Origin of the sequence: Pseudoroseicyclus aestuarii, from assembly GCF_003217255.1 — a bacterium.
GTDB lineage: Bacteria > Pseudomonadota > Alphaproteobacteria > Rhodobacterales > Rhodobacteraceae > Pseudoroseicyclus > Pseudoroseicyclus aestuarii.
In genome coordinates this window covers 86,647-99,393 of sequence record NZ_QJTE01000003.1, presented here as the reverse complement: position 1 = coordinate 99,393, position 12,747 = coordinate 86,647, and the positions used below count along the sequence as shown (strand labels likewise).

Sequence of the window (12,747 nt, the reverse complement as noted above, 5' to 3'; positions counted from 1 at the left end):
GATTGCGCGCGGACACAATAGCGTTTTTGTCAGGAATAGTCTCCGCCCGGGTCAACTGGCCTGGCTGAAGCGCTCGGACACCGCCTCGAACCCCGGATCGATGCGCGAGCACAAGAGCCGCGCGTGGCGCAGGTCCCCCAGCGTGAGCCGGCTGCCGCGAAGATCGGCCAGCCCCGGCAGCTCCGCCATGGCGGCCAGGGCGCGCTCGGCCACCTCTCCGGCGACCTCGGCATGGTCCGACTGCCCAAGATCGACGGCGCCGTCGCACATCAGCTGCTCGATCACGCTGCCGATGGCCCTTTGCCGGTCGGTCATCGCGTGGCCCCGCGCCGTCGCCAGGCGCCCGGCCCCGACCGCCTCAAGCCAGGCGGAGGTCGCGGTGGCGTTCTGCGCGTAGCCCTGCGGGACGCGGCTGATCGAGGAGGGGCCGAGGCCGATCAGCACCGGCGCCTCGTCGGTGGTATAGCCCTGGAAGTTGCGGCGCAGCCGGCCCTCCCGCGCCGCGCGGGCCATGGAATCCTCGGGCCGGGCGAAGTGGTCGATGCCGACGGGCCCGTAGCCCGCGTCGGTCAGGATGCGCGCCGCGCCCGCGGCCAAGGCCAGCCGCGCCTCGGGATCGGGCAGCGCGCTCTGGCGGATCAGCTTCTGCCGCCGCGCCATCCAGGGCACATGGGCATAGCCGTAAAGCGCGATCCTCTCGGGCGCGAGGTCGATCACCGCGCGCAGCGTCCGCTCCAGCGAGGCCGGAGTCTGGTAGGGCAGGCCGTAGAGCAGGTCGAAGTTGATGCTGCGCACGCCGATGGCGCGCAGCGCCGCGACCGTGCGGGCCGTCTGCTCCAGCCCCTGCTGCCGGCCGATCGCCGCCTGCACCCTGCCCTCGAAATCCTGCACCCCGATCGAGGCCCGGCGCAGCCCCAGACGGCCCAGCGCCGCGATGCGCGCCTCGTCGCAATCGGTGGGATCGACCTCGGCCAAGACCTCCGTCCCCTCGTCCAGCGCGAAGGCGCCGCGCAGCATGGCGGACATTCTGTCGATCCGGTCCGGGGACAGCAGCGTCGGCGTGCCGCCGCCAAGGTGCAGTGTCTCGATGCGCAGGTGCCGCGGCAGGGCGGCGCGAACCTGCGCGATCTCCGCCTTGAGGTGATCAAGGTAGCGGTCAACCGGGGCGTCGGTCTGCGTGCCCTGCGTCCGGCAGGCGCAGAACCAGCACAGGCGCCGGCAGAAGGGCACATGCACGTAAAGCGAGATGCCGGCGCCCGCGTGGACGGCGCCGAGCCACTGGGCGTAGCGCTCCGGGCCCACCGCGTCCGAGAAACGGTTGGCCGGGGGATAGCTGGTGTAGCGGGGCACCCGGTCCGTCAGGAGCGCGGCGCGAAGGGCATCATGTGTCATGAGGGGAACGCATAGCTTCGCGGCACGCCGTCGCATTGATCGAGATCAAGCGCGGGCATAGAGCGGCGGCATGACACGTCACGATCCGATCCAGAGCTGCGACAGCTGCCCGATCCGCGCCAATGCCGTCTGCGCCGACTGCGCGCCGGACGAGATCGCTGTGCTCGACCGGGCCAAGACCTACCGCACCGTCCCCGCGGGCGGGCGGCTGGCCGAAGCGGGCGAGCCGCTGACCTATTTCTCCTCCATCGTCTCGGGCTGCGCGACGATGTCCCGCACGCTCGAGGACGGGCGCCGGCAGACGGTCGGGCTGTTGCTGCCCTCGGATTACATCGGCCGGCCGGGCCGCAGCACCTCGGCCTATGACGTGGAGGCGGTCAGCGAGGTGACCCTGTGCCGCTTCGAATGCGCCACCTTCGAGCGGCTGCTGCGCGAGACGCCGCATCTGGCGACGCGGCTTCTGACGATGACGCTGGACGAGCTGGACGCCGCCCGCGACTGGGCCGTGGTGCTGGGCCGGATGACGGCGCGCGAACGCGTCGCCGCCTTCCTCGTCAGCTTGGCACGGCGGCAGGCGCGGCTCTCGCACCAGGCAGAGCCGACGCGGGCCATCGCGCTGGCCCTGCCGTTGTCGCGCGAGGCCATCGCCGATCACCTCGGCCTGACGATCGAGACGACGAGCCGGCAGTTCACCGCCCTGCGCAAGGCCGGCGCGATCGAGACGCCGAGCACGCGGCTGGTGCAGATCCCCGATTTCGAGCGCCTCGCCCTCGAAGCGGGCGAGGATGACGACGGCGGAATGATCGCCTGAGCCCCGCCGCGGGGGGGGGGCGCCGCAGCCGCGCCATGCGGCATCTGGTCAACGATCATGCCCTCGCGCCACGGGTTGCCTATCCTGCGGGCATAGAGCCACAAGGCCCCCCTGTTGCCGATCCGATGCAGCTGCTGGCGTGCCCCCGGCCCCCGGCGCGGCGATGCGGCGGAAGAACCCTTTCTTTGCAGCGCCTTCGCCCTGACCCGCCCTTGTCGGAGGGGCGGCGGAACACCATATCTAGCGTTCCGCAAGCCAAGAATTTGCTACACGTGGTGTTTTTCTCTCTGGCCGAGCCCCGCCCGGTTGGGGCACACAGTGGGCCGGAACGTGGGGGTCCCGGACCGACTCGTGCAGCAGATCGTTGACTGCGAGAGCCTTCGCCCACCGACCGGACCAACAAGGCAAGGGGACAGAGCCATGACCATCACCGTCTATTCCAAGCCGGCCTGCGTGCAGTGCACCGCGACCACCCGCGCGCTGGATGCCAAGGGCCTGGACTACAAGGTCGTCGACGTGACCGAGGACGAGGCCGCCCTCGCCCATGTGACCGAGCTGGGCTACCGGCAGGCGCCGGTCGTGGTGGCCGGCGAATCGCACTGGGCCGGTTTTCGCCCGGACATGATCGGCACGCTGGCCTGATCCCATGCGGCTCGCCTTCTACTCCACCGCCAGCGGCAATACGGCCCGCTTCGTGGAGCGGCTGGGCGAGCCTGCGGTGCGGATCACGGCGGGCGATGCGCCCGCGATGACCGCGCCCTTCGTCCTGATCACCCCGACCTACGCGGACGGGGAAGGTCGGGGCGCGGTGCCCAAGCCGGTGATCCGGTTCCTGAACGATCCGGGCACCCGCGCGAACCTCATCGGCGTCATCGCCGGCGGGAACAGGAATTTCGGAGAGATGTTCGCCCGCGCGGGCGACGTGATTGCGCAAAAATGCGGGGTTCCCTGCCTCTACCGGTTCGAACTGGCCGGGACGGCAGGCGACGTGACCCGCGTGCAGCAGGGATTGGAACGGCTATGGCAGGCACGGACACACTCGAACGCGGTGGCATGACCGAGGTCAAACCGGCACGCGAGACGCTGGATTACCACGCGCTGAACGCGATGCTGAACCTCTACGACGCCGAGGGGCAGATCAACTTCGAGGCGGACCGCCGCGCGGCGCGCGCCTACTTCCTGCAGCACGTGAACCAGAACACCGTGTTCTTTCACTCGCTCAAGGAAAAGCTCGGCTACCTCGTCGAAGAAGGCTACTACGACGCCAAGGTGCTCGAGGCCTATTCGCCGGCCTTCATCAATGCGATCTGGGACGCGGCCTTCGACAAGAAGTTCCGCTTTCCGACCTTCCTCGGCGCCTTCAAGTACTACACCAGCTACACGCTGAAGACGAACGACGGGAAGCGCTATCTCGAGCGCTACGAGGACCGCGTCTGCATGGTCTCTCTCGCCCTCGCGCAGGGCGACGAGGATCTGGCCATGCGGCTGATGGACGAGATCATCTCGGGCCGGTTCCAGCCCGCGACGCCGACCTTCCTCAATGCCGGCAAGATGCAGCGCGGAGAGCTGATCTCCTGCTTCCTGCTGCGCATCGAAGACAACATGGAAAGCATCGGCCGCTCGATCAACTCGGCGCTGCAGCTGTCGAAGCGCGGCGGCGGCGTGGCCCTGATGCTGACCAACATCCGTGAGCATGGCGCGCCCATCAAGGGCATCGAGAACCAGTCCTCGGGCGTGATCCCGGTGATGAAGCTGCTCGAAGACAGCTTCTCCTACGCCAACCAGCTCGGCGCCCGTCAGGGCGCGGGCGCGGTCTACCTGAACGCGCACCACCCCGACATCCTGCGCTTCCTCGACACCAAGCGCGAGAACGCGGACGAGAAGATCCGCATCAAGACGCTGAGCCTCGGCGTGGTGATCCCCGACATCACCTTCGAGCTCGCGAAGAAGAACGAGGACATGTACCTCTTCTCGCCGCACGACGTGCAGAAGGTCTACGGCAAGCCCTTCTCCGAGATCTCGGTCACCGAGAAATACAGCGAGATGGTCGACAACCCGAAGATCCGGAAGAAGAAGATCAAGGCCCGCCGCTTCTTCGAGATCATCGCCGAGATCCAGTTCGAAAGCGGCTACCCCTACATCATGTTCGAGGACACGGTGAACCGCGCCAACCCGGTGGCGGGGCGGATCACCATGTCCAACCTCTGCTCCGAGATCCTGCAGGTGAACGAGGCCTCCGAGTTCAGCGAGGACCTCGGCTACAAGCACCTCGGCACCGACATCTCCTGCAACCTCGGCTCGATGAACATCGCCAAGGCGATGGACGGCGGCGATCTGTCGGCCTCGGTCGGGACGGCGGTGCGGGCGCTGACGGCGGTCTCGGACATGTCGGCGATCGACTCTGTGCCTTCCGTCCGGCGCGGCAACGACGAAAGCCATGCCATCGGCCTGGGCCAGATGAACCTGCACGGCTACCTCGCGCGAGAGCGGGTGCATTACGGCAGCCCCGAGGGGGTGGAGTTCACCTCCGTCTACTTCGCCGCGGTGCTGTTCCACGCGCTCGACGCCTCGAACAAGATCGCGCGCGAGCGCGGGCACAGCTTCGCCGGCTTCGAGAAATCGAAATACGCCGACGGCTCCTTCTTCGACAAATACGTCGAGCAGGACTGGCTGCCGACCCAGGACGGTGTGCGCGCGCTCTTCGACAAGGCCGGGATCACGCTGCCGACGCGGCAGGACTGGGCCGCGCTGCGCGAGCGGGTGATCGCGGACGGCCTGTATAACCGCAACCTGCAGGCGGTGCCGCCGACCGGCTCGATCAGCTACATCAACAACGCCACCTCCTCGATCCACCCGATCGCCTCGAAGATCGAGATCCGGAAAGAGGGCAAGATCGGCCGCGTCTACTACCCCGCGCCCTTCATGACGAACGAGAACCTCGAGTACTACAAGGACGCCTACGAGATCGGCGCCGAGAAGATCATCGACACCTATGCCGCCGCGACCGAGCACGTGGACCAGGGCCTGTCGCTGACGCTGTTCTTCCGCGACACGGCGACCACGCGCGACATCAACCGCGCGCAGATCTACGCCTGGAAGAAGGGCATCAAGACGATCTACTACATCCGCCTGCGCCAGATGGCCCTCGAGGGGACCGAGGTGCAGGGCTGCGTGTCCTGCACGCTGTGACCGGGAGGGGCGGGCTGAACCCCGCCCTACCCTGACCGCCACAGGCGAGCCCCGGCCCGCCACCCGTAGGGCGGGCTTCAGCCCGCCGCCCTGTCATTCGAAGGACCGCTGCCCATGAAGGACTTCGCCCGCCACACCCCCGCCGCCCGCGGCATCAACTGGAACCGCGTGCAGGACGACAAGGACCTCGAGGTCTGGAACCGCCTGACCGCGAACTTCTGGCTGCCCGAGAAGGTGCCGCTGTCGAACGATGTGCAGTCCTGGGCGACGCTGACCGACCAGGAGCGCGAGCTGACGATCCGCGTCTTCGCCGGCCTGACGCTGCTGGACACGGTGCAGGGCTCTGTCGGCGCGCCGGCGATGCTGGCCGATGCCGTCACCCCGCATGAAGAGGCGGTGCTGACCAATATTGCCTTCATGGAATCGGTCCACGCCAAGAGCTATTCTTCGATCTTCTCGACGCTCTGCTCGACCACCGAGATCGACGCCGCCTTCCGCTGGGCCGAGGAGAACCCGCATCTTCAGGCCAAGGCCTCGAAGATCCTTGCCGATTACGCGCCCGGCGCCGATCCGCTGAAGAAGAAGATCGCCTCGACCTTCCTCGAGAGCTTCCTCTTCTACTCGGGCTTCTACCTGCCGATGCACTGGTCCAGCCGGGCCAAGCTGACCAATACCGCCGACCTGATCCGCCTGATCATCCGCGACGAGGCGGTGCACGGCTACTACATCGGCTACAAGTTCCAGCGCGCGCTCGAGCGCGAGAGCGCGGCGCGCCAGGCCGAGATCAAGGACTATGCCTTCGGCCTGATGTTCGAGCTCTACGAGATCGAAGAGCATTACACCGCAGAGCTTTACGACGGTCTCGGCATGACCGAGGACGTGAAGAAATTCCTGCATTACAACGCCAACAAGGCGCTGATGAACCTCGGCTTCGAATCGCTGTTCCCGGACAGCGTGACCGATGTGAACCCGGCCATCCTCTCGGCCCTCTCGCCCAATGCGGACGAGAACCACGATTTCTTCTCGGGCTCCGGCTCCTCCTACGTGATCGGCAAATCGGTCGCGACCGAGGACGAAGACTGGGATTTCTGACGCGGCCCCCAGCGGGGGACGCCTTGCGGAAAAGAACAGAGGCGCGCCGCGGCAGCGGCGCGCCTCTTCGATTTGGCGGCTCGGCCCGGCGTCTCAGCCGCGCTCGTTGAAATGCCCGTAGATCGCCTCGGCCAGGGTTTCTGAAATACCGGGCGCAGCCTTCAGGTCCGACAGGCCGGCGCGGCTGACGGCCTTGGCGCTGCCGAAATGCTGCAGCAGGGCGCGCTTGCGGGTGGCGCCGACGCCCGGGATCTCGTCCAGCGGATTGGCGGACATCGACTTGGCCCGCTTCGCGCGGTGGGTGCCGATGACGAAGCGGTGCGCCTCGTCCCGCATCCGCTGCACGAAGTAGAGCACGGGATCGTTGTGCGGCAGCGCGAAGGGCCGCTTGCCGGTGCGGTAGAACTCTTCCTTGCCGGCATCGCGGTCCTCGCCCTTGGCGACGCCGACCATGGCGATATCCTCGACCCCCAGATCGCGCATGATCTCGGCCACCGCGCTGACCTGCCCTGCCCCGCCGTCGATGATCAGCAGGTCCGGCCAGGCGGGACTCTCGCGGTCCGGATCCTCCTTGAGCAGGCGGGCGAAGCGGCGGTTCAGCACCTCCTTCATCATCGCGAAGTCGTCGCCGGCGGTATAGCCTTCGCCCTTGATGTTGAACTTGCGGTACTGGCTTTTTTCGAAGCCTTCGGGCCCGGCGACGATCATCGCGCCGACGGCATTGGTGCCCATGATGTGGCTGTTGTCGTAGACCTCGACCCGGCGCGGCGGCTCCTCGAGATCCAGCGCCTCGGCGAGGCCGCGCAGCAGCTTGGCCTGGGTCGCGCTCTCGCTCATCTTGCGGGCGAGGCTCTCCTTGGCATTGCGCAACGCGCCGCCGACCAGCTCTGCCTTCTCGCCGCGCTGCGGGACGGAAACGGCGACCTTGCGGCCCAGCGTGTCGCTCAGCGCCTGTTCCATCAGCTCGGGGTTATCGAGGCCGTGGCTCAGCAGCAGCAGCGGCGCAGGCTCGCGGCTTGAGTAGAACTGGCCGATGAAGGCCTCCATCACCTCGGACGGGTCCTCGTCGCCGGCAATGCGGGGGTAGTAGTCGTGGTTGCCCCAGTTCTGGTGCGCCCGGATGAAGAAGACCTGCACGCAGGCCTGCCCGCCTTCCATGTGCAGCGCGATGATGTCGGCCTCGGCCACGCCCTGCGGGTTGATCCCTTGGGCCGACTGCACGTTGGTCAGGGCGCGGATGCGGTCGCGCAGGGCGGCGGCGCGCTCGAACTCCATCGCCTCGGCGGCCTCCTCCATCTGCTTGGCCAGCGCGCCCTGCACCTCGGTCGAACGGCCCTTGAGGAAGCGTTCGGCATCCGAGACGCTGGAGGCGTAATCCGCTTCCGAGATCATGCCCGTGCAGGGGCCCGAGCAGCGCTTGATCTGGTACAGCAGGCACGGCCGTGTCCGGCTTTCGAACATCGAATCGGTGCAGTTGCGCAGCAGGAAGGCCTTCTGCAGCTGGTTCAGCGTCCGGTTCACCGCCCCGGCGCCGGCGAAGGGGCCGTAGTAGTCGCCCGTTTCCTTCTTGGCGCCGCGGTGCTTCTTGATTTGCGGAAAGGCGTGGTCCTTCGTCACCAGGATATTGGGGAAGGATTTGTCGTCGCGCAGCAGCACGTTGTAGCGCGGCTTGAGCTGCTTGATCAGGTTCTGCTCGAGCAGCAGGGCCTCGGTCTCTGTCCGCGTCGTCAGGAACATCATCGAGGCCGTCTCGCGGATCATCCTGGCGATGCGCGCCGAATGTTGCGGGCTGGGCCGGCTGTAGTTCGAGACCCGCGCCTTGAGATTGCGCGCCTTGCCCACGTAGAGGACGCGGCTTTCGGCATCGAGCATCCGGTAAACGCCGGGCGATCCGTCCAGCGTCCGCAGATAGGACTGGATCAGCGCATATCCGGTGGGCTGTTTCTCGGTCGTGTCCTGCATGGCTGTCATCTCGTGATTCCGCCTGTCGGCTGCACCCTCGGGGGGGCGGGATCAAGGGGAAGTCTGTCCACGGTTTCTGTGGATAACTCCGTGGGAAAACTTCCGGGAACCCCCCGGCACCCCTGTCTTCACTGGCCCAAAGCTATTTGCTCGTATTTTAGGCGCCTCCGCAAGGTGCTGTTAAACATGAGTAATTTTTCTTTGGTACGGCAAGTACCTTGTATCGTTTACATTTCGTTTACCGTTGCCAGCCCCAGTGCGTAACTTTCTTCGCCCCTAAGCTGTTACGGCCGGATCGGGGGTACCTTGACGGTCGTGTCGGGTGCCGCCGCCGTCCAATACAGGCCGCCGCCGGTGCGCAGAGGGGCGCTATCCCCGACAGGACGTGCACCGCGGCGCGCGCGCATCATGCCAGCACGATGACACCGTAAAGGACGTAGAGCGCGGTCAGCGCCGCGCCCGAGACATGGCCGATCTGGCGCCGCAGAAAGACGAAGGGTGCCAGCAAGAGCGAGGCGCCGATCATCACCCAGATATCGAAGTGCAGCACCGCCGCCTCAACCGGAATCGGCCCGACGAGGCTGGCGATGCCGATGATCGCCAGCAGGTTGAACATGTTCGAGCCGATGACATTGCCCATGGCGACATCCGCCTGCCGCTTGATCGCGGCGATGCCGGTCGTCGCCAGTTCGGGCAGGGAGGTGCCGATCGCGACCAGCGTCAGGCCAATCGCCGTCTCGCCGATGCCGAAGGCGCGGGCGATGCCGCTGGCGCCGCTGACCAGCAGGTCCGCGCCCAGCGGCAGGCCGATGATGCCGAGCACGAGGTAGAGCGCGATGCGCCAGCCCGGCATGGCCGGATCGGCGCCCTCCAGATCCTCCTCGGCGGGCGCTGCGGCGGCGGCGCGGCGCGCCCGGCGCGCGCCCAGCGCGGCATGGGTCAGCATCGCCGCCAGCGCGGCCAGCAGGATCAGCCCCGACCACCAGGTGAAGACGCCGAAGAAGGCCAGCACGGTGAAGAGGGCGGTGGCCGCGATCATCTGCAGGTAGCTGGCCCGCGTGTCATCGGCACTGGGCGGCAGCGTCGCGATCAGCGCCGGCAGGCCCAGCACCAGCAGGATATTGGCGGTGTTCGATCCGACGACATTGCCCATCGCGATGCCGGGCGTATCGTTCAGGATCGCATCGACCGAGACCAGAAGTTCCGGCGCCGAGGTGCCGAAGGCCACAACGGTCAGCGAGACGATCAGCGCCGGGATGCCCAGCCGCAGCGCCAGGTTCACCGCGCCCTTCACCAGCGCATCCCCCGCCAGCAGCAGCAGAACGAGGCCGCAGAATACCAGTATCCAGTCCATTCAGTCCTTCCCGCAGGGGCAGGGCCCGCTGCCGATCCGCGGCCTTCCGCAGGCCGGGCAGTGTTTCGATGTGGAGGCCCTCTTGTCCAGCGGCTTGCCGCGCCAAGGCTTCAGCAGGCGCAGCTTGCCGAACATGCCCAGCACCATGATCGCCACCAGGAACAGCAGGATGACCTTGACCAGCATCGCCTAGAGCCCGAAGCGGGCGAAGGCGGCGCGATCCTCGACGGCGCCCAGCGCCTCGGCGCCCATGGCCATGCCGAAGCGCTGCATCAGGCTGCGCTTGGGGCCATAGCGCCGCAGCCGCACCTTGTCGCCAAAGCGTTGCTTCATCATCGGGACGAGGTGCCCGATGCCGTCGGCCAGCCCCTGCTCGACAGCGCGCTCGCCGATCCAGACATCGCCGGTGAAGAGATCCGGGTTGTCGGCCAGCTTGGCGCCGCGCCGCGATGTGACGTGGTCGATGAAGTAGCCGTGCAGCTGCTCGAGCCAGCGCTCGAGCCGCGCGACATCCTCGGGCTTTTCGGGGCGGAAGGGGTCGAGCAGGCTTTTCGAATTGCCGGCGGTATGGACTCGCCGCTCGATCCCGGCCTTCTCCAGAAGCTCGGTCGCACCGAAGCCGGCGGAAATCACGCCGATGCTGCCCAGCATGGAGCCGCGGTCGGCGTAGATCTCGTCCGCCGCGGTGGCGAGCCAGTATCCGCCCGAGGCTGCGACATCCTCGACAAAGGCGATGACGGGAATGCCCTTCTCCTCCGACAGGCGGCGGATGCGCGCGGCGATCAACGCCGATTGCACAGGCGAGCCGCCGGGAGAGTTGATCTCCAGCGCGACGGCCTTTGGCTTGCCCTTCAAAAAGGCCCGCTCGATCATGTCGCGGGTGCCGGCGTCGGACAGGCCCCGGGCACCGATACCGATGGCCCCCTGCAGACGCAGGACAGAGACGGTGGGCGGGGCGTTCCAGAACGGCAGGGCAGGCAGGCGCATGGGTCCGATTTAGGCGGGGCCAGCCTGCATACAAGGCCCCGCCACCCTTGCGGGATCAGTCCCGCAAGCGCCAGCCGCTACGGAAGATCCACCAGATCACGCTCAGGCAGACCGCGGTGAAGATCGCGATGGCGATCAGGCTCACGCCCACCGGCACATCTGCATAGCCGAAGAAGGACCAGCGGAAGCCCGAGATCAGGTAGAACACCGGGTTCAGCCGGGTCACCCCCTCCCAGAAAGGAGGCAGCATGTTGGCCGAGTAGAAGCTGCCGCCAAGGAAGACGAGCGGCGTGATCACCAGCACCGGGATCATGCTGAGCTGGTCGAAGTTCTGCGCCCAGATCCCGATGATGAAGCCCAGCAGCGCGAAGCAGACACAGGTCATCAGAAGGAAGGCGACCATCGAGATCGGGTGCAGGATCTGGAAATCGACGAAGAAGGTCGCCGTGATCAGGATGATCGTCCCGATCGCCAGCGCCTTTGTCGCCGCCGCCCCCACGTAGCCCGCGACCACTTCGATGAAGGTCACGGGGGCCGAGAGGATCTCGTAGATCGTGCCCTGGAACTTGGGGAAGTAGATGCCCACCGATCCGTTCTGGATCGACTGTGTCATCACCGACAGCATGATCAGCCCCGGCACGATGAAGGCGCCATAGGGCACCCCCTCGACCTGGTCGATGCGCCCGCCGATGGCGGTGCCGAAGACCACGAAGTAGAGCGAGGTCGAGATCACGGGCGCGATCAGCGACTGCTGGTAGGTGCGGAAGAAGCGCCGCATCTCGGCCTTGTAGATGGTCAGGACCGCTTGCAGGTTCATTGCGCCGCCTCCCTCTCGTTGTCGTCATCCGGCCCATGCACCAGGCTGACGAAGATTTCCTCGAGGCTGGATTGATGCGTCGACAGATCGCTCATCACCAGCCCGGCCTCGGCGAGCGCCGACAGGAGGCGCGTGATGCCCGTCCGCTCGGCGCTGCTGTCGTAGCTGTAGATCAGGCTGTGGCCGTCCTCGGACAGCTCGATCCCGCGTCCCTCGAGCGCGGGCGGCAGCGCGGCGATCGGCTCGCTCAGCTCGATCCGCAGTTCTTTGTGGCCCATGCGGCGCATCAGGGCGGCCTTGTCCTCGGTCAACAGGATGCGCCCCGCCGAAATGACCGAGATGCGGTCGGCCATCTCCTCGGCCTCTTCGATGTAGTGCGTGGTCAGGATCACGGTCACGCCCTGCTCGCGCAGTTCGCGCACCACGTCCCACATGCCCTTGCGCAGTTCCACGTCGACGCCGGCGGTCGGCTCGTCGAGGAACAGCACCCGCGGCTCGTGTGCCAGCGCCTTGGCGATCAGCACCCGGCGCTTCATGCCGCCCGACAGCTCGCGCACCTGGTTGTCGCGCTTGTCCCAGAGCGAAAGCTGCTTGAGCACCTTCTCGACATGCGCGGGATCGGGCGCCTTGCCGAACATGCCGCGGCTGAAGGCGACGGTGTCCTTCACCTTGGTGAAGGGCTCGACCACCAGCTCCTGCGGCACGAGGCCGATCATGCTGCGGGCGCGGCGGAAGTCGCGCCGGATGTCGTAGCCACCGACGGTCACGCTGCCCGAGGTGGGCCGCGTGATGCCGCAGATGGTCGAGATCAGGGTCGTCTTGCCGGCCCCGTTCGGGCCGAGCAGCGCGAGGATCTCGCCCTCGCGGGCGTCGAAATCGAGGTTGTCGAGGGCGGTGAAGCCACCGCTGTATGTCTTCGTCAGGCCTTGCACCTGAACGATCGGAGAAGTCTGAGGGGCCATGGTGCCTTGCCTTTGGGGCGCCGGGAGGGCCTCTCGGGCCCGCTCGGGGTGCCTGCCTGCGTGCCTCGGGGCACCTAGAGGTGCAGCAGCGGCTATTCAAGACGTGATGCGGCCGCGCAGGGCTGCTGTGCAGCCGCGACAGCGGGCGTTTCGCGCTGTATCCTTCCCGCAGGGAGGAGGA

General features: G+C 67.0%; 12 protein-coding genes. 5 read left to right on the top strand and 7 right to left on the bottom strand.

What is annotated here, in order from left to right; all coding sequences use genetic code 11:
- Nucleotides 1-51: 51 nt before the first annotated feature.
- Nucleotides 52-1,392, bottom strand: coding sequence for an oxygen-independent coproporphyrinogen III oxidase (hemN, locus tag DFP88_RS09730; RefSeq protein WP_181418612.1), 1,341 nt, complete (start codon nucleotides 1,390-1,392; stop codon nucleotides 52-54).
- A 70-nt stretch (nucleotides 1,393-1,462) separates the two neighbouring features.
- Between hemN and fnrL the strand changes: the two genes are divergently transcribed.
- The 5 genes from fnrL to nrdF all read left to right on the top strand — a co-directional run bounded on the left by fnrL (nucleotide 1,463) and on the right by nrdF (nucleotide 6,484).
- Nucleotides 1,463-2,203: a transcriptional regulator FnrL gene (gene fnrL / locus DFP88_RS09725; RefSeq protein WP_110814303.1), complete on the top strand. Its 741-nt coding sequence runs from the start codon at nucleotides 1,463-1,465 to the stop codon at nucleotides 2,201-2,203.
- Nucleotides 2,204-2,623: 420 nt separating this feature from the next.
- Nucleotides 2,624-2,845 carry a glutaredoxin-like protein NrdH gene (gene nrdH / locus DFP88_RS09720; protein ID WP_110814302.1) on the top strand — a complete coding sequence of 74 codons (222 nt, stop codon included), beginning with the start codon at nucleotides 2,624-2,626 and terminating at the stop codon, nucleotides 2,843-2,845.
- A gap of 4 nt (nucleotides 2,846-2,849) precedes the next feature.
- Entirely contained in the window at nucleotides 2,850-3,260 is a 411-nt protein-coding gene (gene nrdI, locus DFP88_RS09715) for a class Ib ribonucleoside-diphosphate reductase assembly flavoprotein NrdI (RefSeq protein ID WP_110814301.1), read from the top strand.
- Nucleotides 3,257-5,392, top strand: coding sequence for a class 1b ribonucleoside-diphosphate reductase subunit alpha (gene nrdE / locus DFP88_RS09710; protein WP_110814300.1), 2,136 nt, complete (start codon nucleotides 3,257-3,259; stop codon nucleotides 5,390-5,392). The genes nrdI and nrdE overlap by 4 nt, the downstream gene beginning before the upstream one ends.
- 114 nt (nucleotides 5,393-5,506) lie before the next feature.
- Nucleotides 5,507-6,484: a class 1b ribonucleoside-diphosphate reductase subunit beta gene (gene nrdF / locus DFP88_RS09705; protein WP_110814299.1), complete on the top strand. Its 978-nt coding sequence runs from the start codon at nucleotides 5,507-5,509 to the stop codon at nucleotides 6,482-6,484.
- A 93-nt stretch (nucleotides 6,485-6,577) separates the two neighbouring features.
- Here the strand turns inward: nrdF and uvrC are convergent, their stop codons facing one another.
- The 6 genes from uvrC to DFP88_RS09675 all read right to left on the bottom strand — a co-directional run bounded on the left by uvrC (nucleotide 6,578) and on the right by DFP88_RS09675 (nucleotide 12,566).
- On the bottom strand, nucleotides 6,578-8,446 hold the full coding sequence (uvrC, locus tag DFP88_RS09700; RefSeq protein ID WP_110814774.1) for an excinuclease ABC subunit UvrC: 1,869 nt from the start codon (nucleotides 8,444-8,446) through the stop codon (nucleotides 6,578-6,580).
- A 406-nt stretch (nucleotides 8,447-8,852) separates the two neighbouring features.
- Entirely contained in the window at nucleotides 8,853-9,800 is a 948-nt protein-coding gene (locus DFP88_RS09695) for a calcium/sodium antiporter (RefSeq protein WP_110814298.1), read from the bottom strand.
- On the bottom strand, nucleotides 9,801-9,986 hold the full coding sequence (locus DFP88_RS09690) for a hypothetical protein (RefSeq protein ID WP_110814297.1): 186 nt from the start codon (nucleotides 9,984-9,986) through the stop codon (nucleotides 9,801-9,803).
- A 3-nt stretch (nucleotides 9,987-9,989) separates the two neighbouring features.
- Complete coding sequence (locus DFP88_RS09685) at nucleotides 9,990-10,787, bottom strand: S49 family peptidase (RefSeq protein ID WP_110814296.1); 798 nt, start codon at nucleotides 10,785-10,787, stop codon at nucleotides 9,990-9,992.
- Between the two features lie 55 nt (nucleotides 10,788-10,842).
- Nucleotides 10,843-11,604, bottom strand: a complete 762-nt coding sequence (locus tag DFP88_RS09680; RefSeq protein ID WP_110814295.1) for an ABC transporter permease — start codon at nucleotides 11,602-11,604, stop codon at nucleotides 10,843-10,845.
- Nucleotides 11,601-12,566 (bottom strand): ABC transporter ATP-binding protein, encoded by a 966-nt coding sequence (locus DFP88_RS09675; protein WP_110814294.1) that lies wholly within the window; start codon nucleotides 12,564-12,566, stop codon nucleotides 11,601-11,603. Before DFP88_RS09675 ends, DFP88_RS09680 begins: the two co-directional genes overlap by 4 nt.
- Nucleotides 12,567-12,747: the final 181 nt, after the last annotated feature.

Excerpts from the sequence above, each read along its gene's own strand:
- DFP88_RS09685 (WP_110814296.1), bottom strand. The coding sequence starts at position 10,787 with ATGCGCCTGCCTGCCCTGCCGTTCTGGAACGCCCCGCCCACCGTCTCT.
- DFP88_RS09680 (WP_110814295.1), bottom strand. The coding sequence starts at position 11,604 with ATGAACCTGCAAGCGGTCCTGACCATCTACAAGGCCGAGATGCGGCGC.
- nrdE (WP_110814300.1), top strand. The coding sequence starts at position 3,257 with ATGACCGAGGTCAAACCGGCACGCGAGACGCTGGATTACCACGCGCTG.
- hemN (WP_181418612.1), bottom strand. The coding sequence starts at position 1,392 with ATGACACATGATGCCCTTCGCGCCGCGCTCCTGACGGACCGGGTGCCC.
- nrdF (WP_110814299.1), top strand. The coding sequence starts at position 5,507 with ATGAAGGACTTCGCCCGCCACACCCCCGCCGCCCGCGGCATCAACTGG.
- nrdI (WP_110814301.1), top strand. The coding sequence starts at position 2,850 with ATGCGGCTCGCCTTCTACTCCACCGCCAGCGGCAATACGGCCCGCTTC.
- nrdH (WP_110814302.1), top strand. The coding sequence starts at position 2,624 with ATGACCATCACCGTCTATTCCAAGCCGGCCTGCGTGCAGTGCACCGCG.
- DFP88_RS09675 (WP_110814294.1), bottom strand. The coding sequence starts at position 12,566 with ATGGCCCCTCAGACTTCTCCGATCGTTCAGGTGCAAGGCCTGACGAAG.
- DFP88_RS09695 (WP_110814298.1), bottom strand. The coding sequence starts at position 9,800 with ATGGACTGGATACTGGTATTCTGCGGCCTCGTTCTGCTGCTGCTGGCG.
- DFP88_RS09690 (WP_110814297.1), bottom strand. The coding sequence starts at position 9,986 with ATGCTGGTCAAGGTCATCCTGCTGTTCCTGGTGGCGATCATGGTGCTG.
- fnrL (WP_110814303.1), top strand. The coding sequence starts at position 1,463 with ATGACACGTCACGATCCGATCCAGAGCTGCGACAGCTGCCCGATCCGC.
- uvrC (WP_110814774.1), bottom strand. The coding sequence starts at position 8,446 with ATGCAGGACACGACCGAGAAACAGCCCACCGGATATGCGCTGATCCAG.